We start from the raw sequence: 22,650 nt of genomic DNA on the forward strand, positions 1-22,650 counted from the left end.
AGTCTATCAGCCAGGACTTCACCTTCAGGAGCGAGAATGCCTCATGGAGGTCATATCTGGGCGGTGGTAGCATGGCGCGACTAAGGAGGTCCCGATGCGCGTCCTGATGGCGCTGATTCCACTTCTCCTCTTGGCCGCCTGCGTCCCCGAAGGGCAGCCGAGACTCCATGAGATCGTCCTCTACGGTGCCGAGAACGCGCGCATCAGCTACCTCTACGGTGCCCCCACAAGCTTGATGCTGGGAGAAAGGGAGATAGCGCTGGAGCGTGGTTCCGCCGAGTCGGCGGACCCGCTCGCTCTCGCCGAAGCGCTCGCCATCGACGGGGAGCCGTACCTTCGTGAAGCGGTAGCGCCTCTGGGGGCGCCGCCTACTCAGGTGAGCCCGCTCGCGAGGAGCAGCGACCTGCTGGTCCGGGTGTTCGAGGACACCGGCCCGATCGTCTACTACGACGGGCGGATGTGGTTCACCCTGCTGGGGGATGGTCGTGAGGGCATGAACACCAGGGTCGTTCCGCGCCCCCGTATCGGCGCACTGAGAGGGGTCGGCGACCTGACCCGCGCCGAGGCCGACGCGCTCAGCGCCTACCTGGAGGAGAAGGGACCCGTCGCCGTGACCCTGCTTGACCAGATCCCTGCCAGGCGACGGAGCGCCGACGGGGTCGAGGAGTATCTGCGGACCGGACTCTTCCTCCAGACGGACTTCGACGTCAGCACCGCCTCCCAACCTCGACGCCAGCGGCAGGAGGTGGTGTGGGAAGTGATGGCCCAGGGGAACCAGGCCGTCGGCTTCGAGCAGCAGAGCTTCTTCCTCGTCCGCGATCAGGCGACCCTGCTCAGCCTCTGGAACAGGGCGCACGGTTCACAACTCCAGGTGCCACCCGTACCCGATGCTGATTTCTCGCGCGAAACCGTGGTCGCCCTGTTCCTGGGCACCAAGCCCACGGGCGGCTACGCCATCGAGGTCGAGAGAGTATCGCTGGTCGACGGCGACCTGTTCATCGACGTCGCGATACGTGAGCCCGGGGCCGGTGCCATCACCACGCAGGCCATCACCAGCCCCTGGGTGATGGTGCGGATACTGAGGGGCGGCATAGACACGGCCTGGATTCGGGAGGCGGGAAGCGAGAGGCTGATAGGCGCGGCCGTTCCCTCCCTCTAGGCGAACGCCGGCTGTCGCCTCGGGGACCGGCTACTGCCGGGTGGCGCGTTCACCGTCCTCTCCGTCCGCCAGCCGCCGCTGCATCTCCTCACCGGCGCCTGCCTTGGGCTCAGGTGAGCGAATGCGGATCGAAGAGCCGCCCGTACTCCTCGCCGGCATAGCGGTCGGTCATGCCGGCCAGGTAATCGGTTACCGAACGGACCAGGCCGCGCTTCTCGACGGTGGCCCGGATCTCCTCCGGGAGCATGTCAGGCGTCTCCACGTACGCTTCGAAGATCCGCTCCAGGATATGGTCGGCCTTCCTGGTCATCCTTATAAGACGGAAGTGGAAGTAGAAGTTATCGTAGAGGAACCCTTTGAGTTCCGCCAGTTCGCTCTTCAGACCCGGGCTGTTGGAGACGAGCTTGGTGGGAGCGTCACGGACGTCCTCCAGAGTAGTGACGCCTGCAGCCTGCAGGGTCTCGTCGGTGTGCCGTATGGCGTCTTCGATCATCAGCCCCAGCAGCTCCCGGATCAGGGTGTAGCGGCCGAAGCGGTTGAACGAAGCGGCGTTCAACCCCAGTTTCGCCATCAGACGGCCAACCACCGGCACCTCGGCTATCTGCTGCGGGGTCAGGTGTCCCGAACGCAGGCCGTCATCCAGATCGTGCGCGTTGTAGGCGAGTTCATCGGCGATGTTCACCACCTGCGCTTCGAGGCTCGGTTGTTTGTCGGGCTCCCAGTCGCTGTCCGGCAGGTCGTACTCGGTCTCGTGCTTCATGATCCCCTCGAGCGTCTCCCAGGTCAGATTGAGTCCGGGGAAGTCGGGGTACCGCTGTTCGATCTGGGTGACGATCCGCAGGCTCTGCTTGTTGTGGTCGAAGCCTCCGGCATCCTGGGCGAGTCGGTCGAGGCTGCTCTCCCCGGCGTGCCCGAACGGGGGGTGCCCGAGGTCGTGAGCGAGGGCGATCGTCTCGGCCAGGTCCTCGTTGAGGCCCAGCGCCCGGGAGACAGCCTTCGCCACCTGCGCCACTTCGAGGGTATGGGTCAGACGGGTCCGGTAGTAGTCGCCCTCGTAGTTGACGAAGACCTGCGTCTTGTACTCGAGTCGTCGGAACGCACTGGTGTGGATGACCCGGTCACGGTCCTTCTGGAAAGCGGTGCGGTAGAGGCTTTCCTCCTCCGGGTGCACGCGGCCGCGAGATCCGTCGGCGAAACAGGCGTAGGGCGCAAGCGTCTTCCGCTCGTTCTGCTCGAGTTTCTCTCGCGTGAACAGCATAGGAGCGCTATCCTAACACTTCGTCCCCCGCCTTCCCGGGGAAGCGGCGTGCCAGACGAAAGGATCCCGATGCCGGACCTGCGCGACCAACTCGACTTCGCCATCGCCACCGCCCAGGAGGCCGGCCGGCTCACTCTCGGATACTTCCAGGCTGACCTGGCGACGGAGTTCAAGGAGGACCTGTCACCTGTCACCATCGCCGACAGGAAGGCGGAGGAGCGCATACGCCTCCGGATCGAGTCGCGCTACCCGGGACACGGCATGGTGGGCGAGGAGTTCGGTGAATCGTCTGCCGGCGCTTCGCATCGTTGGTTGATCGACCCCATCGACGGCACGCGGGCGTTCGTTCGGGGCGTACCCCTCTACGCGGTGTTGTTGGCCCTCGAGGTGGATGGCCGGGTGGAGGTCGGGGTGGCGGACTTCCCGGCCCTGGGGGAGACTCTCTGGGCGGCACGGGGCGAGGGCTGCTACTGGAACGGACGCCGCTGCCGGGTGCGCGACACGGGATCGCTCCGCGAATCGGTGGTGGCTTTCACGGGAGCCGCCTCGTTCGCGCGGCACGGCAGGGAAGAGGTCTGGCAGCGGTTCCAGAGGCTGACTTCGTACCAGGCAGGCTGGTCGGACGCCTACGGCCATGCTCTCGTCGCCAGCGGACGCCTCGAACTCATGCTCGACCCGGTGATGAACCCTTGGGACTGCGGCCCGTTCCCGGTCCTCCTCGAGGAGGCCGGTGGGTACTTCGGCAACTGGTCCGGCGAACGCACCATCTATGGTGGCGAGGCGCTGTCGACCACCTCGCTGCTCCTCGCGGAGGTCCTCGCTCAGATCGATGAGGCGTCACAGGCCCAAGGATGACGCGCTCCAATTCGTTCTCGGCGACGACCTCGCTTGCGCAGTCGGCACGACCTGGCGTTCGAAACGCACCTGTTCTACTGAGGCGGTAGCGCCCGAAGGCGGTGCGGGTTGAACCTGGGGAAAACCGGCCGCGCGCCTATACTGGAAGAACTCGAACGCCTACTCGTGCAGCGGAGAGGGTGCGCGGTCGAGCCGCCAACCGATCGCTGCGCGAGCGAGACAGGAGGGACGACACCGATGCGACGCCCCAAACTACTCCTGCTGTTCCCGCTCGTGATCCTTCTGATTCACCCCCCTGCTCTCGGCCAGGAGGCCGACTGGGACTGGAGCTCACGGGTGGCTTCGTCAGCAGGCGACTCCGAGGAGTTCCTCGCCGCCTCGAGCGAAGATCCCATGCGCTGGCCGGAAGGTTTCAGCTATGCCGAGAGCAGCGACCTGGAGCTTGGCCGCGACGCTGCGCATGCAGCCCAGATCGTGGGACTCAGGTTCACCGACCTCGCAATACCGCCCGGAGCGCAGATCGAACGCGCGGTCGTGGAATTCACGGCTGACGCCGCCAACTCGGGTGCCGTGACCGTGACGGTGCGAGCCCAGGATGCGGTGGAGACCGAACCGTTCATCCAGGACCGGGACGGTCAGGGTAGCTTCGACCTGACCGGCAGAGCGGCCTCCGCGGAGGGCCAGGTCTGGAGTCCGGAGGCGTGGACCGCGGGCGAAAGCTATACGACCCCCGACATCTCCGGACTGCTGCAAGGGGTAGTAGACAAGGACGGGTGGGAGGCCGGGGGTTCGGTGGTCCTGCTCTTCAGCCCGTCCGGGGGCGACGGCCTTCGGTCGGCCCACGCCTACGACAGCAACCCGCAGTTGGCGCCCAGGCTGCTCATCTCGTTGGGCGGCGGCGCAGAGGGAGCCGGACCGGAACCCGCCCAGGCCGATGAGCGTCAGGAACCCGCCCAGGCCGATGAGCGTGAGCAGCCCGCTCAGGCTGAGGATGCTCAGGAACCCGCCCGCCCGGCCCAACCGGAACCGGCCACGCCCCAGGAGGCCGAGGAGCCTATCCAGCCCGAACAGCTGCCGCCCGGCGACGCCGAGGAGGCGCGGCAGGAGGCGCCTGAATCCGAGCCGCAGCCTGAGCGGGCACGGGAACCTGCGGAGGAGCAGGCGGTGCCCGAAGTCGAGGTCGAGCCTGTTGATCCCGATCCGATCATCCCGCCGGCCCCGGCCTACGAGGCACCCTCCGTCTGGCCAGGTCCCGTCGAGGGGGAAGGGCAGAGGATGGCGCAGCAGCCCGCTGCCGAACCGCCGCGGGAGGAGACGCCGAGCGTCACGCTGGACGAGCCCAGGCGCGCCCGCTTCGCGCTGGTCCCGAACTTCCCTGGTGGCCTGAGGGGCAGCGTCCTCCTCTCCGATTACGGAGGCGGCGTCACCGTGGTGACGGTGTTCCTGGAGAATCCCGACCCCGCGGTCACCTACGCAGCCTCCCTCAGGCAGGGGGCATGCGGCGCCGCTGGCCCACGGCTGGTCGACCTCGAGCCCATCCCTGGAGATCAGGCGTTCAGCACCAGCCTCCTGAGCCTCGGGTACGAAGAACTCCTGAGCAGCGCGTACAACGTGACGATCCAGAGGGCGACCGGTGGTTTCGTCCGGATCGCGGCATGCGGCCGGATCGGCTCAGGATGACGTTGCACGGGCGGACGAGGGCCGGCGGGTGAGTGGATAGACTGGACCCGATGAGCGAATACCCGCGGCGAGAGACGGTCACGGTACGGATCGGCGGAGTGCCGGTAGGTAGCGGCCACCCTGTGGTCGTCCAGTCGATGACCAATACCGACACGGCCGATGCAGCGGCGACAGCGAGGCAGGTAGCGGAGCTCGCGGCGGCGGGCAGCGAGCTGGTTCGCATCACCGTCAACACGCCGGCTGCCGCGCAGGCGGTACCAGAGATACGGAACCGCCTCGACGACCAGGGTGTCTCGGTGCCGCTGGTGGGCGACTTCCACTACAACGGCCACCAGCTCCTCACGAGTTTCCCCGGGATGGCGGCGGCTCTAGCGAAGTACCGCATCAACCCCGGGAACGTGGGTGTGGGCAAGCGGCACGACGAGAACTTCCTCACCATCATCGACGTCGCCCGTGAGTTCGACCGGCCCGTACGCATCGGCGTGAACTGGGGCTCGCTCGACAGCTCGCTGCTGACCCGGCTGATGGATGAGAATGCCGCTCTGGCCCAACCGCGCGAGGCCGGTGAGGTCATGGTCGAGGCGATGGTCAGGTCGGCACTGCTCTCGGCCGAGCTGGCCGAGTCTCGAGGGCTGGGGCACGACAGGATCGTCCTCTCGGCGAAAGTGAGCCGAGTGCCGGAACTGTGGCGGGTCTATCGGGAGCTGGCTACCCGCTGCGACTATCCGCTGCATCTGGGGCTCACTGAGGCGGGGATGGGCACCAAGGGCGCGGTGGCGAGCAGCGCCGCCCTCTCTGTCCTGCTGGCCGAAGGGATCGGAGACACCATCCGGGTCTCGCTCACCCCCGATCCAGGAGCACCTCGGGAGCGCGAGGTGGAGATCGCGCAGGAGATTCTCCAGGCACTGGAGCTCAGGTCGTTCGCTCCCACCGTGACAGCCTGCCCAGGCTGCGGCCGCACGACCTCGACCCTCTTCCAGGAGATGGCCCGGGACATCCAGGCCTACCTGAAGGCGCAGATGCCCACCTGGCGAAGCCGCTATCCCGGCGTCGAGGAGATGCGAGTGGCCGTGATGGGGTGTGTGGTGAACGGCCCGGGCGAATCCCGTCACGCCGACATCGGGATCTCCCTGCCTGGCACGGGAGAGTCTCCCAGGGCGCCCGTCTACCGGGACGGGAAGCTGGTGAAGACGCTCCAGGGCGACGACATTGCCGCAGAGTTCAATGCGATGGTCGAAGAGTACGTCCGCGAGCGGTACGGCGAACGGGCAGCCGCGGCCAGCGACAGCTGAACTGCTCGCGGCGAGACCGCCAGGGCAGGCAGGTCAGGAGTCCCCGCTCGTCGCGGCTTCTCTAAGCCGGTCGCGACCGCCGCTCCTGGCGGTCCTCATCTCCAGCCTCTCCACAGGCAGCGCGAAGTCGATGCCCAGCTGCGAGAAGCGGTCGTAGATCTGAAGGTTGAGCGACTGCTGGATGTCCATGTAGCGGTTGTAGTCGGCGGTCAGCACGTAGTACACGGTCTCGAAATCGAGCGAGTACTCGCCGAAACCGCGGAAGTGCGAGCGGTCGAATCGGGTGTCGGGAAACTCCTCGATCAGTCCCCGGAGCAGCAGCGGGATCCTCTCGAGCAGTTCGCGGGGGGTTCCGAACTCGACCCCGAGCGCGAAGACGATCCGTCTCTCGGCCATCCTCTTGTAGTTGCGGATGCGGCTGTCGAGCAGGTCCTTGTTGGCGAAGACCAGCTGCTCGCCCGAGAGACTGCGGATGCGCGTCGTTCTGAGGCCGATGTGTTCGACGTTCCCCTGCATGTCGTCGACGATGATGAAGTCACCGATCTCGAACGGCTTGTCGAAGACGATGGAGAGCGAGGCGAAGAGGTCGCTCAGGATCCCCTGGACCGCCAGCGCCACGGCTATCGAGCCCACTCCGAGGCCGGCGATCAGGGTGGTCACGTCCAGCCCCAGGTTGTCGAGGAGCATCAGCAACAGCAGCGAGAAGAGCACCAGTCGGCCGACGAAGGTAAGGGCTGCCAGTGAGGTGCGTCGGCCGCCGTCGAGCGTCTCGTTCCGGCGGTAGACCTCGGCGAAGTAGACGATCGCGGCGTTCCCCCAGATGGCCAGTTGGATGAGCAGGAAGACGCCCAATACCTGGCGCAGCCGCAGCGAGGTGACCGGGTCCAAGGCCAGGAGCAGAACCGCGACGAAGATCGCTGCTGCCAGGAGGGCCCAGTTGCGTGTCGCCCCGAGCAGTGTGAACAGGAGGTCGTCGAACCGGAACGCGCGCGGCTCGGCTCTCGAGGCCAGGCGGGTCCGCAGCGAGTTGCGAACCGCCTGGAGGATGAGCAGGGCGAGCAAGGCCAGTCCGAGGGCGGCGAGCCAGCGCCACAACTCGTTGCCCAGGATCACGGTTTGCGTCAGGAAGGGGGGCAGGGACATCGAACCTCCGGCGGCGCGTTCCGCGAGGCGCGACCTGAGAACGGACGAGCTGCCGGCACGCGACGGACCCATAGTAACCGCCGCTCGGCAGCGCCCGCGAACCGGTCGCGCCTCGGCTATGCTTGCCGCATGAAGATCTACACGCGAACCGGCGACAACGGCACTACCGGCCTTTACGGCGGTGAGCGTGTCGCCAAGAACCATCTTCGAGTCGCGGCCTACGGCAGCGTCGACGAGGCGAACAGCGCGATCGGTTTGGCCCGTTCGTTCGTCGGCGAACCAGACATCGACAGGGCCCTGATCGAGATACAGAACGCCCTGTTCGACGTGGGCGCAGACCTGGCCACCCCGGCCGATGCCGCCCAGAGGCAGCATCTGACTCCGATCTCGGTTGAAGATGTGACCTGGGTCGAAGGGGTGATCGATCACTTCTCAGATGAGTTGGAACCGTTGTCGTCGTTCATACTGCCCGGCGGGAATCCGGGCGGAGCGGCGCTCCATGTAGCGCGCGCGGCGGTGAGGCGGGCCGAGCGGGAGGTGACCGCGCTGGCGCAGGAGGTCGAGGTGGACGCCAACCTGCGCTCCTACCTGAACCGGGTCTCCGACCTGCTCTTCACCCTCGCGCGAGTCGCCAACATGCGGTCGGGAGTTAGCGAGACGAGGCTCAAGGTGCGTGGTCGCTCACGCCAACGACGTTCGGTACGCAGATAGCAGGCTCGAGTAGAAGGCCCCGACGAAGGTCGGACTCGTTTATCGAACCCGCTCGCTCGCACCTCCCCGTTCTCGCCGGTCCGGCTCGCCTGGTCAGAGGTGCCTGGCGAAGGTAATCCAGTCCGGTTCGACCTCGAAGCCGATCCGCCTGTTGACGCTCAGGATCGCGGCGTTGTCGCCGGAGCCGCCGGCGTTCACCGCGCGGTAGCCTCGCGCCTTGGCCCAGCTTCCGGTCCTGGCCTTCATGGCGGTGGCCACGCCGAGGTTACGGTACGCGGCCTTCACGCCGGTGAAGCCCGACCCGGCCGCCTCCGAGAAGAGGCCCCCATCGAGCAGGCTTGCCAGGCCGACGTACTCGTCCCCGCTCACCGCCACCACCAGGCTCTCGATCAGCGTCTCTTCGTCCCGGATCGTCGGGTGGCGTTTGGGGATGATCGGCTCGTGATGGGGAGCCTCCTCCTCCAATCTCGCCTGGAGTTCCAGCAACTTCTCGTCTCGCAGCGGGTCCGAGGAGAGTTCCGGGTAGCTGCGGAGCCGGATGCCGCGCACCTTAAGGGCCTCTTCGAGCCCGCTCGCCCGACGCACATCGAAACCGGCCAGATCAAGGTTCGCCCCCCAGGAGCGGAACTGCTCCCGGTACTCCCGCTCCCGAAGGTAGCCGGCAGTAGCAACGAAGTCCTCGCGGACGCAGGTCCAGATGCTGACTGGCCGGACGAGCAGCGACACGGCTTCGTCCCAGAGTGCGGTGTCGACACCCCTGTTCCGGTAGTCGCGGTGAACGAAGAACCAGCCCCAGTACTTGCCGGGCGAAGGGTCGTCGGCGCGGACGCCGAACTGTCCCAGACCCACGACTCGTGTCCCCTCCAGGGCAGCCAGCTGATGGTTGCCCTTCGCGCGGCCCCGTTCGTGCCCTCGCCTCAGTTCCTCTTCGGTCAGGTGGTGGTGCGGTTCGTTCTGGTCATTGAAGATGCGGATCAGGGCCGGGTAATCCTCCGGCTCCGTCCTTCGGATGGTGATCTGCAAGGTTTTCTCCCATGGCATGAGCGATTCGGAAGTGCCGATTCGGATGTTCGGGGCAAACGCTGACGCCGACCATTCGGCCTCACCATCCTTCGTTATGGAGTCGTACCGACTGTAACAGTTCCAGAACGAGACTATCCGGGCGCGCGTTCGCGGGCCAGCAGAAGGAGGCCAGGCTCGGACTGCCTACCGGGGGAGCCGGAACAGGTTTGGCCGGAACACCGAAAGGATTTCTACACCCACTGCCGGTCGATGCCGATCAACGACTCGACGTCGGGGATCCCCTCCTCTTCGAGATGGAGCAGCAGTCCTTCGAGGATCCGGCGGACGGTTCCTGGACCGCCGTAGACGAAGCCGGTGTAGAGCTCGACCAGACTGGCCCCGGCACGGAGGCGCCTCACCACGTCGGCCGAGTCGAAGACGCCCCCGACGGAGACCAGAGGCAGGTCGGTCGTACGCGCCAAGAGCCGCAGCACCTCGAGGGCGCGGGGAGCCAGCGGTCGTCCAGAGAGTCCACCCCCGGCATGGGTTCGCTGGCTGAGCCCCGGACGGGAGACCGTCGTATTTACCGCCACCAGGCCCGCCACCCGGTGCTGAGCCGCGACCGCTGCGATCTCCCGGAGCTGTTCGTCACCGAGATCGGGAGCGAGCTTGAGGAGGACGGGGAGCTCCCTCTCGGCCTGGCGCTCGTCGAACACCTCGAGCAGCCGTGCCAACGCCTCCGGTTCCTGAAGTGTTCGCAGACCCAACGTGTTCGGGGAGCTCACGTTGACGACGATCCCGTCGGCCTGCGGCCAGACCGGTTCGAGGGCCTTCTGGTAGTCGGCGGCAGCCGCTTCCAGCGAGGCGCTTCGGGATTTGCCCACGTTGACGAAGACGGGTGAAGCTAGCAGGCCGCGACCGCGTAGCCGCTCGAGCCGCAGGGCGAGCTGTGCAGCCCCGGCGTTGTTGAAGCCCATCCGGTTGATGATCGCCCCGTCTCGAGGCAGCCGGAAGAGCCTCTTGCCCTCGTTGCCCTCCTGCGCCTCGGCTGTCACGCTGCCCGCTTCGCTGAAGCCGAAACCGAGGGCCTCCCAGGCCGGCAACGCCACGCCGTCCTTGTCCATGCCCGCCGCCAGTCCCACTGGGTTGGGGAAGCGCAAGCCGAACCGCTCCACGCCCAGCCGTGGGTCTGTCACTCGGTAGCGGGAAGCGAGGAGGCGCAGCGCTGCACGGTTGCTTCCGCCGGCCCCGAGCAGTCGAAGCGTGGACCGGTGGACGAGCTCGGGGTCGACGGCGAAGAGGAGTGGTCGCAGGAGGTCGTACACGCCACGACTCTATCCGCGTTCGCTGAACGGGAGTTCAGGACGAGGGCGGACGACTGGGCCGCACTTCGACCTTCGACGGCAAGGTGCGCTGGGGCGCGCGGAGCAGGTACATGACCATCTCCCCGATGTCCTCGGGTTGGATCTTCCAGGTATCGGCTTCCGAGGGCACGTTGTCGCGGAAGTAGGTCGAGACGGAACCGGGCATGATCGTCGAAACCTTTATCCCGTGCTTGCGCAGGTCGAGCATTATCGCCTGGCTGAAGCCGGTGATCCCCCACTTGCTCGCGTTGTAGGCAGCGCTTCCGGCGTTGAAGTTGACCCCTGCCAGGGAGCCGATCGTGATGAGATAGCCGTTGCTGCGCTTCAACTCGGCGACGCTCGCCTTCACCGTGTAGAAGACGCCGGTGAGGTTGGTGTCGATGATCTTGTGCCACTCCTCTACGGGGAACTCGTCGATCGGCCCGAACGCGCCGACGCCGGCGTTGGCGATGACGGCGTACACTCCGCCGAACTCGTCGACGAGCCGGCGCACCGCCTCCTCCTGCTGCTGCAGGTCGCGAACGTCGCAGCGGATGCCGATCGCCCGCCCAGGGCCTTCTTCGCTCAGCTGCCGTGCAGCCGCCTCGACCTCCTGGGCGTTGCGCGCAGTGATCCCTACGTTGAGGCCGGCTCGCACCATCTCTCGGGCGATACCAAGGCCGATCCCTTTCGAACCTCCGGTGACCAGAGCCGTCTTGCCAGTCAGATCCGTCATGCCGGCAGGCTAGCACGGCGTTCCCGGAGGCCGCCGCCGTCCCGGCATACTGGTAGACTCGCAAGCGGTCGATGCGACGATTAACACTCATCCGTCACGCGCTCACCGACTGGAACTCGACGGGCAAGCTTCAGGGTCACCTGGACTGCCCACTGTCGGAGGAGGGCGTGACTCAAGCGCGTGCGCTGGCGAGGCGGGTCGGCTCGAGCGAGATCGACCTCCTCTACTCGAGCCCGCTCAAGCGGGCGGTCGATACCGCGAGGCTCGCCTTCCCGGCGGCCGAGGTGGTGACCGACCCAAGGCTCATGGAACTCGACTTCGGCGTCTTCCAGGGGAAGTCCCCGGAAGAGAACAGGGATAACGAGGCCTGGGACTGGTGGCTCGAGGACCCGTTCTCGCGCCGTGTTCCGGACGGGGAGTCGTACAGCGACCTGATGGCTCGGGTGGTCGCCTGGCTGGGGGAGTTGCCGAAGGTGCCACACGTGGTCGCCGTCACCCACTCCGGGCCGATCCAGATGCTCATCGCACACGTGATGGGCGTCCAGCATCCCCGTTGGCGCAAGCGTATCTTCCTGCGGCACACCTCGCTGACCCGACTGCTGTTCCGTGAGGACCAGGTCCTCATCGAGCGGGTGAACGACACCCGGCACCTGAAGAGCGACTTCGATCCCTTCCTCGACTGACGGAACGAAGAGGTCGACTTTCGAACAGCGGCCGCCCGGCGCAGGGGGGCCGTGTTAGACTCCGGCGGTGGTGATTGTGACCGGTGACCATTCTGAGCAGTGAAGCTGACGCACCGGCCTTTCTCGTTCGGCAGGCCGGTTTCGAAGGCACCCTCGGCGAACTCGCCCACGCCTTGCGGCGAGGAACGGTCGCCCCCTCAGCCATCGACCTGCTCGACCTCGTCCAATCGTTCCTCGAACATTTCCGGAAGGTGGCCGCCAGCAACCTCGATCTGGCCAGCCTGGCACTGCCCAACGTCGCCCAGGTTATCGAACTGAAACTCCGCCTTCTCCTGCCGCGACCTCCAAGAGAGGTCGACGAGGAGGAGGAAGAGGAGCTGGAGGAGGCCCTCGAGGCGGTCGCCATGCTAGAGGAGCTGGACGGCGCGATCGACTTCCTGAGGCAACGCCGCGATCAGCGGCGCATAGTGCTGCCGGCGCGCACGCCACGGCCCGAGTACCCCAGACCGTTACGCAAGATCACGACGGGCATCGACCAGTTGGCGACCTTCGCGGCCCGCTACAGCCCCGGCAGCTACTTCGAGCTCTCGGTGGAACGGTTGACGATGAGCGGCGCGATGAAGGGCCTCTTGGGCAACCTCAGGCGCTGGGGAAGGGCCCTTCTGACCGAGGCGGTCGAGAGGCCCACGTGGTCTCAGTTGACCGTTTACTTCGCCGGCATGCTGGAGCTCGTTCGGGAGGGAAGGATCACCGCGCACCAGCAGGAGCCGTACGGCGAGATCGAACTGCAGCTGAACGAGGTCGAGGCCGCGGAGGTCGCCTGAGGGCCACCGAGGCGACCCGCGAAGCAGTAGTCAGACCGCGGACTTGCTCTCCTTCTTCCGCATGTTCGGCTCGAGCACCCGCTTGCGCAGCCTGATGTTCTTGGGGGTTACCTCGACGAGCTCGTCGTCGGCGATGTACTCGAGCGCCTCCTCGAGGGTGAGGCGCTTCGGTGGAACCAGAGTGATGTTCTCGTCGCTGCCGGCCGCACGCACGTTGGTGAGCTTCTTGTTCTTGCTGACGTTGATGTTCAGGTCGCCTCCGCGGGCGTTCGCTCCCACGATCATGCCCACGTAAACCTCCGTTCCCGGGTCGATGAAGAAGGTGCCGCGGTCCTGCAGCTTGAAGATGCTGTAGGCGAACGCCTCGCCCGGCTCCATCGCCACCAGCGACCCGCCCTGCCTGGTACGGATCTCACCGGCAAGCGGCTCGTAGCCGTCGAACACGTGCGAGAGCAACCCCTCGCCCTGAGTCATGGAGAGGAACTGCGTGCGGTAACCGAACAGGGCGCGGCTGGGCATGCTGAACTCGAGGCGGGCCCGGCTCTCGCCCTGCTCCATGTTGAGGAGCGTGCCGCGGCGGCTCGACAGCGACTCCATGACGGCGCCCATCGCCTCGACCGGCACGTCGGCGACCACGTGCTCGAACGGCTCGTGCTTGACGCCGTCCACCTCCCGCATTATCACCTCCGGCCGGGATACCGAGAACTCGTACCCCTCGCGGCGCATCTGCTCGATGAGGATGGCCAGGTGCAGCTCACCGCGACCCGCGACCCGGTAGAGTTCGCCGCCCAACTCCTCGACACGCAGCGCGACGTTGGTGAGCAACTCCCGCTTGAGCCGGTCGCCGATATGGCGGCTCGTCACGAAGCGGCCCTCCTTCCCGGCGAACGGGCTGGTGTTGGGGCTGAAGGTGACGGCGACCGTGGGCTGATCGACTTCCACTACCGGCAGCGGCTCTATCCGATCGGGGTCGCAGAGCGTGTCGCCGATCTGTACATCCTCCAGACCCGAGATCGCAACGATGTCGCCGGCGAACGCTTCCTCCACCTCGACGCGCTGGAGCCCCAGGTGGCTGTACACCTTGGTGAGGCGCGCCCGGACCACGCTGCCGTTGGCGGCGACGCGTGCGACGGTGTCGCCGGTACCGGCGCGGCCACGGCGCACCCGGCCTACCGCTATCCGGCCGAGGTAGTCGGAGTAGTCGAGGTTGGCGACCTGGAGCTGGAAGGGCGCGTCCACCTGTGCATCCGGGGCGGGGGTGTGCTCGAGTATCGCCTCGAACAGGGGAGAGAGGTCCTCCCCGGGGCTCTCGAGTTCGGTCCACGCCTTGCCGTCCCGGGCGATGGCGTAGAGGATCGGGAAGTCGAGCTGCTCGTCGTTCGCGCCAAGTTCGACCATCAGGTCGAAGGTGAGGTCGATGACGGCGTCCGGGCGAGCGTCCTTGCGGTCGATCTTGTTGACCACGACGATCGGCTTGAGGCCGCGCGCCAACGCCTTCTTGAGCACGAACCGGGTCTGCGGCATCGGTCCTTCCGCCGCGTCGACCAGCAGCAGAACGCCGTCGACCATGCCGAGGGCGCGCTCCACCTCGCCGCCGAAGTCGGCGTGGCCCGGAGTGTCGACGATGTTGATCTTTACGCCGTTCCACTCGACGGCGGTGTTCTTGGCCAGGATGGTGATGCCGCGCTCGCGCTCGATGGCGTTCGAGTCCATCACCCGCTCCTCGACGACCTGGTTCTCGCGGAAGATGTGGGACTGCCGCAGCAGGCCGTCTACGAGGGTCGTCTTCCCATGGTCGACGTGGGCGATTATCGCTATGTTCCGGTAAGTCATCGGGTTCCTCACTGTCGTGGCCGCTCGGGCCCCGCTTTCTGGTGCGGGCCCGGACGACGTCGTCGGCTCGAGCCACCTTTTCCACCCGTCACTGGCTCTGGGCCGGCGTCGGCCAGAAGGCGTAACGGAAAATTATACTCATGTCGCCCCGCACCCTCTGTCATCGAACTACGCATGTGAAATCCGCCCTTCGGCCAGCTTGTGAAAGAGGCACGACAGGGGGCAATAGAGTACGTGGTAGCCTCATTTATCGGGGCAGCGGCAGTCGGAGGTGCGATGCATATCAAGGTCTACACGACCCGGTGGTGTGGGGACTGCCAGATAACCAAGACCTATCTCGACAGATTCGGAATCCCGTACCAGGAGATCGACATCGAGAACGATCCGCAGGCGGCCGAGTACGTCATGCAGGTGAACGGCGGACGGCGAAGCGTCCCGACGGTCGTTTACGGCGACGAAGCGACCAGCCTCTCCAACTTCAGCAGAGCCAAACTCGATGCCTTCCTCCAGAAGCACCAGCTCCTGGCGAGGACGGCGTAACCAACCGTGAAAGGGCCGGCGTCGAGCATGAGCCGCGTCCCCCCAGGCCGGGCCCGATGATGACCGCCTCCCAGCAGAGGCCGCAGGTGTCTGCGCCGTTGGCCTCGGGACCGGGTGGCAAGGGCGCCAGGGTTCGGGAGATGTTCTCCCGGATCGCCGGCCGCTACGACCTCCTCAACACCCTCCTCTCATTGGGGATCGACGGCATATGGAGGCGAGAGGCGGCCGAGGTCGCGCTCGAGGACGGGGCGACAACGATCCTCGATGCCGCTACCGGAACGGGTGCGCTGGCGCTCACGATGAAGCGCCTCGCTCCGGACGCCGCCGTGGTCGGTCTCGACTTCGCCGAACCCATGCTCGAGCTCGCCGGCCGCAAGGCAAGTGACAGAGGGCTCGACCTGCAGCTCATCCAGGGTGACGTGATGCAGCTCCCGTTCGAGGACGACAGCTTCGACTCCGTGACCATCGCCTACGGCCTCCGCAACCTGAGCGACTGGTCGGCCGGCCTGAGCGAACTCAGGCGGGTGCTACGACCAGGAGGCAGACTCGTCATCCTCGAGTTCCCACCGCCGCCGGAAGGAGTCCTCGGCCAGGCTTTCCGCTTCTACTTCCTCAACGTGCTGCCACTCGTCGGCGGACTGATCTCCGGAAGTCGTCAGGCATACGACTACCTCCCCTCCTCGGTACTCGCCTTCCCCCGGCCCCCGGAGCTTGCCGGCCTGATGCAGAGCGTCGGATTCGGCGCCGTGCGTTATCGCCTGCAGAGTTACGGGGTGTCGGCGATATTCACAGGAGTGAAGACATCATGATCACCACCGATCTCAACGGATTCGAAGTCAATACCGACATCGCGCTGGTAGATCCCGACTGGGACGAGTTCGCCACCGAGCACGACAAGCGCTTCGGGCTGGCGATCTCGCACGTGAAGAGCCTGGTGAAGGGGAAGTCGTACGACAACGATGCCATCCGCCTGCGGGTGGGCCCCGGCGGCTACTACGTTCAGCCGAAGCGTTTCCCGGCTGCCTTCTACGGCGACACCATCCCTCCCAAGGTGGAGTTCGTGACCGAGGACGAGGCCCGGGTCGCCACCTGGGAGGCGGTCGCCCTCTACCGGAACGGCGAGGCGCAGGCCTTGACCGTCCTGTACCGCGACGGCGATCCCGCCGACATCTTCTTCGGATACCGCAGCGGAGGCAAGCGGAGGTACGAGTTGGGCAGGGCCAGGGCGCAACTCCCCCTGCATCTGCGGGTCATGATCGACGGACCCAGCGACACCGACCTCCTCGACGGTGGCAAGGGAGTGCTCATCTACCAACGAACCCGTGACGGAAGACACCTGCTGCTCCGCGCCCCCGGCCGGCGCCAACCCTACCTGGGCTTCCGCGAAGCGCTGGAGTAGCGAGCCGGCCCCAGGAACGGAGGGAACCCGTAGTAACCTCCCTGACAGCTGGTGAACCGCGGACCTTCCCGGGCCGCGGCCACCGTTACGACGTGGCCCTGGTCGGGGCAGGCATCGCCGGCAGCGAAGCGGCGATCGCTGCAGCTCGTGCCGGCCTCGACGTTCTGCTCGTCACAACCAGCCTGGACACCGTCTACATGCTCGCGCACTCGCATCACCGCCTGCTTGCGCCGGCCGGAAGCCTGATGGCGCGGCTACTGGAACAGGCGGGAGACAACGAGGCCGAACGCTGGTCGCTGCACCGCCGGGCGAAGTACGCGCTGGAGGCGCAGACAGGGATCCACCTGCTGCAATCTAATGTGACCGGACTGATCGTCCAGGGGGAGCGGGTAGAAGGAGTGCTCACCTGGGAGGGGGTCGAACGTTCCGCCCGAGCGGTAGCCCTCTGCGTGGGATCGTTCCTCCAGGCGCGACTGGTGCAGGGTCAGCTGCGCGAGGCCGCGGGCAGATTGGGTGAGATGGCCTACGACGAACTGCACGACGACTTGCGGGCCCGGGGAGTTGTTTTCGAGCCGCTGACACTTGAGCTGAGCGGGCAGGACGAAGGTCCCCCGTACGAGGTCAGCTGTCGCACCATCGCCAGGAGCCACCTGGACGGCTTCCGGATCGCTCGCATCGAGCGGCTCTACGCGGCGGGCGTCTGCGCCGCGGGGGCCCAGAGCTACGAGGAGAGCGCTCAACAGGGCCTGGCGCTGGCGCGGGCCCTGGTGCACGACCTGGCTGCCTGAATCAGTAGCGGGCCGTGTCGTCGTCAGGTTCGAGGTACGACTCCATCGGCGACAACTGACTCTCGTGGGCCCAGACGAAACGGGCGCCGCCGGTGCGGCTCGCAAGCAGCCGGTAACGGGCAGGGTCGTCTTCGGTCCTGGCCGAGACGACGTAAACCTCGCCATCGTAGAGAAACCTCTTCCCCAACGTCGAACCTGCTCATGGGCGCAAGCCTAACCCTTCCGCGAGCTCAGCGGGGAGGGACGAAGGTCACCACGCTCGCCTCGCTCCAGAGGATGAGCCCGGCCAACGTCGCCAGGAGCGTCAGCGGAACGGCGAGTACCACCACGACGTAGACGACAAGGGCCCGCCTGGCCCGAGCCGGCGCGAAACGACCGAGCCCTGCATGCACCACGTAGAGGTGCCAGAAGGGGAGGCCCAACATGCCGGTGGCGAGACTGGTGACCGGAAAGACGGCCACCACCGGCAGCAGGATGAGCGCCAGGTATCCCGCGGGCACCCAGGCCCACGCTGCGATCTCCCAACCATGCTCGCCGATCCGAGCGGTACGGGCCAACGCCATTCCGCCCAGTAGCCAGAGCGTGGCCGCGTAGAGGAGCGCGCCCGGCAACACGAGCAGCATCACCGCGATCACCGAATCGCTGGAGGTGCCCCGCGCGATAGCCCAGCCGAACATGGTGGCGCCCAGCAGGACGGCGACGAGAGCGGGCTTGAGCGCCAGCGCCAGACGCGGCTCCGACGGGAAGCCCGCGAAGAAGTCGCGGGGCCGCGACACACCCAGCCACAGCCACTGCAGGTAGTTCTCCTTCACTCTGCCGTCACGTAACCGAAGATGGCATCTTCCGCGACAGCCGGTAGGAGTCGTCGTTCCCGCCCCCTCCTGAAGAACTCGGCGACGGCAGCTCGCCCCTCGGCCCCCAGCTCCCTGCTGTAACGGTTCACGTAGAGGTCTATGTGCTGCTGCCTGACCTCGCGGCTCATCTCCTGAGCGTGCTCGGCGACGTACGGTTCCACCTCGTCGGGATGCTCGTAGGCGTAGTCGAGGCTGGCCCGGATCGCGCGGTCGAGCTCAGCGAGCCGGGCGCCGCCGAGGGAGCGGAGCGCAGCGATGCCGCCCAGCGGCAACAGTTTCCCTGTCACGCCTTCCCACCATTCGCCCAGGTCCAGATGCTTGACCAGGCCGTGTTGGTGGTAGGTGAAGCGACTCTCGTGGATGATCAGCCCGGCGTCGACCTCACCCGCTTCGACGGCCGGCATGATCCGGTCGTAGCGCATCTCCCGGTACTCGATGTCGTCGCTCTGGGAGAGGCGCAGGAGCAGATTGGCCGTGGTCAGGCCGCCTGGCACGGCAACCGTGCGGCCGCTCAGGTCGGCGAGAGGTTCGCGGGTCACTATCAGAGGACCCACTCCCCGGCCCAGAGCGCCACCGGAGGGCAGCATGCGGTAGCGGTCGGCGAGATGGCCGAAGGCGTGATAGGAGAGCTTGGTGACCTCGAGCGCTCCGCGCCTGGCGAGCTGGTTCAACTCCTCGACATCGGCCAGGTAGATGTCGACCGGCTCGAAGTCGATCTTGCCGTGGGCGAGCGCGTAGAAGATGAAGCAGTCGTTGGGGCAAGGGCTGTAACCGACCGTGAGGCGTGCGCTTGGCATGGAGTCAGTCTATTAGCTGGCCAGACCTGAGTTACTCCTGTCCGTCGGTCAGTCCAGTGCGCGGTGCTCGACGAGGATGCACCGGTCCTGTATCACCTGGATGCCGGCCTCTTCCAGCTTGCGGGCCGCATCGTCGTTGCGGATGCCAAGCTGGAACCAGACGGCTCTCGGGAGCGGGTCCAGCGAGAGGATGTCGTCGAGGTGCGGCGGGATGTCCTGCGGCCGGCGGAAGACGTTGACGATGTCGACCGGTTCGTCGAGTTCGGCGAGCGAGGCAACGAACTCCTTCTCCCACTCGGTTTCGCCTAAGTGGTTCGGGTTGACGGGCAGTACCTCGAAGCCGTTGCGGGCCAGGTAGTCGGGAACGTAGTACGCGGGGCGGCCCCTACGGTTGCTGGCGCCGAGCACGGCCACGGTTCTGGAGCCTTCCAGCAGGTCGCGTATGGAGGTGCGAGACGAGGTCGTCATGCCTCGAGGGTAGCGCGGTCGAGCCCCGGTTCCACGTCGCCGACGCGTTGATGCCCCCTACCTTATCTGCTAGACTTGAGCGCTGTGCGCCCGACATGGGCGCGTGTTCTTGGAGGTGGAGTCCATAGCGAGAGAGATGAAGATAAATGATCAGATCCGGGCCAGGCAGGTGAGGCTCATCGGGTCCGACGGCCAGCAACAGGGCATCGTCGACACCCGCGAGGCCATCCGCAGAGCCCGCGAAGAGGAACTGGATCTGGTCCTGGTCGGAGAAGCCGCGCAACCGCCGGTCGCGAAACTGATGGACTACGGCAAGTATCGCTACGAGCTGCAGCAGGAGGAGAAGGAGGCTCGCAAGCGGTCGCGTCAGCAGGAGATGAAGGCCATCAAGTTCCGCGTCAAGATCGAAGAGCACGACTACGAGACCAAGGTCAACCACATCCGCCGCTTCCTCAAGGGTGGACACAAAGTACGGGTAGTGATCATGTTCCGTGGGCGCGAACGCACCCACCCCGAGCTGGGCCAGGAGATCCTGGATCGGGTAGCCAAGGATGTTTCCGAGATGGCGGCGGTCGACCAGATGCCCACCATCGCCGGGATGGACATGAACATGACTCTCCGCCCCATCAGGGACTGATCAGGCACTTCGCCTCGAACGTAGTAGACTCTGCTGTTGGCGGGCTCAAGCCCGCGAACAGTCGTGCCGGGAACCTGGCAAGAGGAGTTGTTAGAGATGCCGAAACTGAAGACCCATAAGGGCACCAAAGCCCGTGTCAAAGTCACTGGGCGAGGTAAGGTCACGGCGATGCGCTCCGGGAAGCGACACCTGAACTACAAGAAGTCGGGTAAGCGCATCCGTAAGGGACGCAACGACCTGGTGGTAGCCAAGCCGGACGCAGAGCGCATCAAGGCGCTGCTGCCGTACGAGTAGGGAACCGCCATGCCGAGAGCCAAGACCGGTACCGTCCGGCGCGCCAAGCACAAGAAGATCCTCAAGCGGGCGAAGGGGTTCTGGGGCCTCCGCTCCAAGAGCTTCCGCATCGCTCAGCAGACCCTGCTGAACGCCGCCGACTACTCCTATCGTGACCGGCGCGACAAGAAGACGGTCTTCCGCCGCCTCTGGATCGCGCGCATCAACGCCGCGGCCCGCAAGGAGGGCCTCAGCTACTCGCGCTTCGTCAGCGGCCTGCGCCGTTCCGGAGTGGAGCTCGACCGCAAGGTGCTCGCCGATCTCGCCGTTCGCGAGCCAGAGGCGTTCCGCTCCCTGGTGGAGGTAGCCAAGGGCGCCTGAGGACACAGCCCACCCGGCCCGAGCCCGGTCTCCGGATATCGGCAGGGCCACAGCGAATCGGGACCGAACGATGCGTTCGGTCCCGATGTTCGTTTCCCGCAGGCGCCTCCCGTATCATGGCGTGCCCGATGTAAGCGGGACACCGGCGTCGGCAACGGCGGCTGGCGAAGCGTCGGCACCCCGGCGCAAAGGGTTAGAATGGCGTGCCGATAGTGCTCTGCAACCTCGAGGGGGTCACGTCGGTGGGTGCTTGCGAAATAACATGACGGGCAGGTTCGATCGCCGCGCCGGCAGCTGAAGTCTCTACCACTCTCTGTGGCGCCCAGGAATTGCGACCGGAAAGAGGCAGCAACTTGACGCGTGATACCACCTTCATTCTGCTAGTCGAGGACAATCAGGACGACATCGATCTCACCCTGCGGGCGCTCCGGATGCACAATCTGGCGAACGAGGTGGTGATCGTGCGCGACGGGGCCGAAGCACTCGATTTCCTCTTCTGCCGCGGGTCCTTCGCCGAACGCAACCCAGAGCACATGCCACAGCTGGTACTGCTCGACATCAACCTTCCCAAGCTCTCCGGTCTCGAGGTGCTCAAACAGGTGCGCAACAACGAGCGCACCAAGCTCCTGCCTATCGTCATGCTCACCACCTCGAAGCAGGACCGGGACGTGCTCGACAGCTACCTCAATGGGGCCAATTCGTACGTTCAGAAGCCGGTCTCGTTCACCGAGTTCACCGACGCTGTTAGGCAACTGGGGATCTACTGGCTCATCCTCAACGAGGTGCCATGGCAATCGCAGGCGTAGAGGAGCGAGCGGTGGTCGACGAGGCTCAGGATCTTCGGGTTCTCCTGGTCGAGGACTCGACCGACGACGCGGAACTGAACCAGAGGGAGCTGCAACGCAACGGCTTCGTCGTGGATGCCTGCCGGGTAGAGACGAGGGAAGACACCCTGGAGGCGCTCCGCAGTCGTGAGTGGGATCTGGTGCTGAGCGACCACGCCCTACCAGGTTTCAGTTCGCACGAGGTGCTCGAACTGCTCGAGGAGCTTACCCTCGACACTCCCTGCATCATCGTCTCGGGCGCCATCGGGGAGGAGGCAGCCGTGCAGCTGCTCCAGGGCGGCGCCGTCGACTACGTGAACAAGGACAAGCTCTACCGGCTGGGGCAGGCGGTGAGGCGGGCTCTGCGCGAGGCCGACTCCTCCCGGGCGAGGCGCGAGGCCGAAGCGGCGCTGCGGCGCAGCGAGCAGGCTCTCCGCGAACTCAACGAGTCGCTCGAACAGCGGGTCGAGGAGCGCACGAAGGAGCTGGCAACCCAGACGAACCTGCTCGAGGCGGCCCTGAACACCCTCAAAGACCTCTTCTTCGTAGCCGACACGGATAGGAGGCTCGTTCGCTGGAACCGGGAACTCTGCCTCATGACCGGCCTCGATGACGACGAGGTCGAGAACCGGCGCCTCACCGTGCTCGTGCACCAGGACGATCGAGAGGCGATGGAGCAGTGGTACATGAGGGTGCTGGAGGAGGGGGCGGCCACGGTAGAGGCACAGCTCCTCGTCGAGTCCGGCGCCTACGTCCCTTACGAGTTCACCGGCGCACGCCTGCGGGACGGTGAGGGTCAGCCGATGGGGGTGTGCGGGATCGCCCGCAACATCTCGGCAAGGCGTCAGACCGAGCAGCACCTGAAGCAGGCGATCCGTGAGGTCATCGACGACGCCACCTGGTTCGCGCAGTCGGTGCTGGAGAAGATGACCCAGGTCTCCTCGACCCGGACCTCCCCCTCGATCATGGCCAGCGACCTCACCGAACGGGAACGCGAAGTCATCGAGCTCATCGCGAAGGGGATGAAGAACAACCAGATCGCCAAGGAGCTGGGCCTCTCCTACGCCACCGTCCGCAACTACGTTGCCCGTATCTACGGCAAACTCGACGTCCACTCCAGGGCAGAGGCGGTCATCTGGGCCCGCGAACGCGGGTTCGGGAACGAGTAGG

26 protein-coding genes are annotated in these 22,650 nt (G+C 66.1%); 16 read left to right on the top strand and 10 right to left on the bottom strand.

Annotated elements, in window-relative coordinates; all coding sequences use genetic code 11:
• Nucleotides 1-94 precede the first annotated feature (94 nt).
• Nucleotides 95-1,159, top strand: a complete 1,065-nt coding sequence (locus tag VF168_09745; protein HEX7004454.1) for a protease complex subunit PrcB family protein — start codon at nt 95-97, stop codon at nt 1,157-1,159.
• Between the two features lie 109 nt (nt 1,160-1,268).
• Here the strand turns inward: VF168_09745 and VF168_09750 are convergent, their stop codons facing one another.
• Nucleotides 1,269-2,417, bottom strand: a complete 1,149-nt coding sequence (locus VF168_09750) for a deoxyguanosinetriphosphate triphosphohydrolase (protein ID HEX7004455.1) — start codon at nt 2,415-2,417, stop codon at nt 1,269-1,271.
• 69 nt (nt 2,418-2,486) lie between these two features.
• Here VF168_09750 and VF168_09755 point away from each other — a divergent pair, with 69 nt between their 5' ends.
• The 3 genes from VF168_09755 (at nt 2,487) to ispG (ending at nt 6,244) form a co-directional block, all read left to right on the top strand.
• Nucleotides 2,487-3,272: an inositol monophosphatase family protein gene (locus tag VF168_09755; GenBank protein HEX7004456.1), complete on the top strand. Its 786-nt coding sequence runs from the start codon at nt 2,487-2,489 to the stop codon at nt 3,270-3,272.
• A 336-nt stretch (nt 3,273-3,608) separates the two neighbouring features.
• Nucleotides 3,609-4,952, top strand: coding sequence for a hypothetical protein (locus tag VF168_09760; protein ID HEX7004457.1), 1,344 nt, complete (start codon nt 3,609-3,611; stop codon nt 4,950-4,952).
• Nucleotides 4,953-5,002: 50 nt separating this feature from the next.
• Nucleotides 5,003-6,244 carry a flavodoxin-dependent (E)-4-hydroxy-3-methylbut-2-enyl-diphosphate synthase gene (gene ispG, locus VF168_09765; protein HEX7004458.1) on the top strand — a complete coding sequence of 414 codons (1,242 nt, stop codon included), beginning with the start codon at nt 5,003-5,005 and terminating at the stop codon, nt 6,242-6,244.
• A 33-nt stretch (nt 6,245-6,277) separates the two neighbouring features.
• Here the strand turns inward: ispG and VF168_09770 are convergent, their stop codons facing one another.
• Nucleotides 6,278-7,387 (bottom strand): mechanosensitive ion channel family protein, encoded by a 1,110-nt coding sequence (locus VF168_09770; GenBank protein ID HEX7004459.1) that lies wholly within the window; start codon nt 7,385-7,387, stop codon nt 6,278-6,280.
• Between the two features lie 129 nt (nt 7,388-7,516).
• Between VF168_09770 and VF168_09775 the strand changes: the two genes are divergently transcribed.
• Entirely contained in the window at nt 7,517-8,098 is a 582-nt protein-coding gene (locus tag VF168_09775; protein ID HEX7004460.1) for a cob(I)yrinic acid a,c-diamide adenosyltransferase, read from the top strand.
• A 93-nt stretch (nt 8,099-8,191) separates the two neighbouring features.
• Here the strand turns inward: VF168_09775 and VF168_09780 are convergent, their stop codons facing one another.
• The 3 genes from VF168_09780 to VF168_09790 all read right to left on the bottom strand — a co-directional run bounded on the left by VF168_09780 (nt 8,192) and on the right by VF168_09790 (nt 11,179).
• Nucleotides 8,192-9,121 carry a GNAT family N-acetyltransferase gene (locus VF168_09780; GenBank protein HEX7004461.1) on the bottom strand — a complete coding sequence of 310 codons (930 nt, stop codon included), beginning with the start codon at nt 9,119-9,121 and terminating at the stop codon, nt 8,192-8,194.
• Nucleotides 9,122-9,351: 230 nt separating this feature from the next.
• Complete coding sequence (locus VF168_09785) at nt 9,352-10,425, bottom strand: quinone-dependent dihydroorotate dehydrogenase (GenBank protein HEX7004462.1); 1,074 nt, start codon at nt 10,423-10,425, stop codon at nt 9,352-9,354.
• A 34-nt stretch (nt 10,426-10,459) separates the two neighbouring features.
• A complete protein-coding gene (locus tag VF168_09790; GenBank protein HEX7004463.1) occupies nt 10,460-11,179 on the bottom strand; it encodes an SDR family oxidoreductase in 720 nt (239 codons plus the stop codon).
• Nucleotides 11,180-11,250: 71 nt separating this feature from the next.
• On the opposite strand from VF168_09790, the gene VF168_09795 reads away from it, so the two are divergent.
• Together VF168_09795 and VF168_09800 are read left to right on the top strand one after the other, a co-directional pair.
• On the top strand, nt 11,251-11,862 hold the full coding sequence (locus VF168_09795) for a histidine phosphatase family protein (GenBank protein ID HEX7004464.1): 612 nt from the start codon (nt 11,251-11,253) through the stop codon (nt 11,860-11,862).
• A gap of 83 nt (nt 11,863-11,945) precedes the next feature.
• The gene (locus tag VF168_09800; protein HEX7004465.1) at nt 11,946-12,686 is read left to right on the top strand and encodes a hypothetical protein; all 741 of its coding nucleotides are present in this window, start codon (nt 11,946-11,948) and stop codon (nt 12,684-12,686) included.
• Nucleotides 12,687-12,716: 30 nt separating this feature from the next.
• On the opposite strand, the gene typA is transcribed toward VF168_09800, so the two are convergent.
• Nucleotides 12,717-14,519 (bottom strand): translational GTPase TypA, encoded by a 1,803-nt coding sequence (gene typA, locus VF168_09805; protein ID HEX7004466.1) that lies wholly within the window; start codon nt 14,517-14,519, stop codon nt 12,717-12,719.
• 234 nt (nt 14,520-14,753) lie between these two features.
• On the opposite strand from typA, the gene VF168_09810 reads away from it, so the two are divergent.
• The 4 genes from VF168_09810 to VF168_09825 all read left to right on the top strand — a co-directional run bounded on the left by VF168_09810 (nt 14,754) and on the right by VF168_09825 (nt 17,246).
• Entirely contained in the window at nt 14,754-15,059 is a 306-nt protein-coding gene (locus VF168_09810; protein ID HEX7004467.1) for a glutaredoxin family protein, read from the top strand.
• 86 nt (nt 15,060-15,145) lie between these two features.
• Complete coding sequence (ubiE, locus tag VF168_09815) at nt 15,146-15,868, top strand: bifunctional demethylmenaquinone methyltransferase/2-methoxy-6-polyprenyl-1,4-benzoquinol methylase UbiE (GenBank protein ID HEX7004468.1); 723 nt, start codon at nt 15,146-15,148, stop codon at nt 15,866-15,868.
• Nucleotides 15,865-16,458: a hypothetical protein gene (locus VF168_09820; GenBank protein HEX7004469.1), complete on the top strand. Its 594-nt coding sequence runs from the start codon at nt 15,865-15,867 to the stop codon at nt 16,456-16,458. The genes ubiE and VF168_09820 overlap by 4 nt, the downstream gene beginning before the upstream one ends.
• Nucleotides 16,459-16,550: 92 nt before the next feature.
• Complete coding sequence (locus VF168_09825; protein HEX7004470.1) at nt 16,551-17,246, top strand: FAD-dependent oxidoreductase; 696 nt, start codon at nt 16,551-16,553, stop codon at nt 17,244-17,246.
• A gap of 1 nt (nt 17,247) precedes the next feature.
• Here the strand turns inward: VF168_09825 and VF168_09830 are convergent, their stop codons facing one another.
• The 4 genes from VF168_09830 to VF168_09845 are packed head-to-tail and all read right to left on the bottom strand — an operon-like array spanning nt 17,248 to nt 19,365.
• Entirely contained in the window at nt 17,248-17,433 is a 186-nt protein-coding gene (locus tag VF168_09830; GenBank protein HEX7004471.1) for a hypothetical protein, read from the bottom strand.
• A gap of 43 nt (nt 17,434-17,476) precedes the next feature.
• Entirely contained in the window at nt 17,477-18,058 is a 582-nt protein-coding gene (locus VF168_09835; GenBank protein ID HEX7004472.1) for a hypothetical protein, read from the bottom strand.
• A complete protein-coding gene (locus VF168_09840) occupies nt 18,055-18,897 on the bottom strand; it encodes a 1,4-dihydroxy-6-naphthoate synthase (GenBank protein HEX7004473.1) in 843 nt (280 codons plus the stop codon). The genes VF168_09835 and VF168_09840 overlap by 4 nt, the downstream gene beginning before the upstream one ends.
• 48 nt (nt 18,898-18,945) lie before the next feature.
• Nucleotides 18,946-19,365 carry a CoA-binding protein gene (locus VF168_09845; GenBank protein ID HEX7004474.1) on the bottom strand — a complete coding sequence of 140 codons (420 nt, stop codon included), beginning with the start codon at nt 19,363-19,365 and terminating at the stop codon, nt 18,946-18,948.
• A 136-nt stretch (nt 19,366-19,501) separates the two neighbouring features.
• On the opposite strand from VF168_09845, the gene infC reads away from it, so the two are divergent.
• The 5 genes from infC (at nt 19,502) to VF168_09870 (ending at nt 22,649) form a co-directional block, all read left to right on the top strand.
• Entirely contained in the window at nt 19,502-20,002 is a 501-nt protein-coding gene (gene infC, locus VF168_09850) for a translation initiation factor IF-3 (GenBank protein HEX7004475.1), read from the top strand.
• Between the two features lie 96 nt (nt 20,003-20,098).
• The gene (rpmI, locus tag VF168_09855; protein ID HEX7004476.1) at nt 20,099-20,296 is read left to right on the top strand and encodes a 50S ribosomal protein L35; all 198 of its coding nucleotides are present in this window, start codon (nt 20,099-20,101) and stop codon (nt 20,294-20,296) included.
• A gap of 9 nt (nt 20,297-20,305) precedes the next feature.
• Nucleotides 20,306-20,656 carry a 50S ribosomal protein L20 gene (gene rplT, locus VF168_09860; GenBank protein HEX7004477.1) on the top strand — a complete coding sequence of 117 codons (351 nt, stop codon included), beginning with the start codon at nt 20,306-20,308 and terminating at the stop codon, nt 20,654-20,656.
• Nucleotides 20,657-21,009: 353 nt separating this feature from the next.
• Nucleotides 21,010-21,462 (top strand): response regulator, encoded by a 453-nt coding sequence (locus VF168_09865; GenBank protein ID HEX7004478.1) that lies wholly within the window; start codon nt 21,010-21,012, stop codon nt 21,460-21,462.
• Nucleotides 21,444-22,649, top strand: coding sequence for a LuxR C-terminal-related transcriptional regulator (locus VF168_09870; GenBank protein HEX7004479.1), 1,206 nt, complete (start codon nt 21,444-21,446; stop codon nt 22,647-22,649). The genes VF168_09865 and VF168_09870 overlap by 19 nt, the downstream gene beginning before the upstream one ends.
• Nucleotide 22,650: the final 1 nt, after the last annotated feature.

This window comes from Trueperaceae bacterium (assembly GCA_036381595.1).
Lineage (GTDB): Bacteria > Deinococcota > Deinococci > Deinococcales > Trueperaceae > DASVCN01.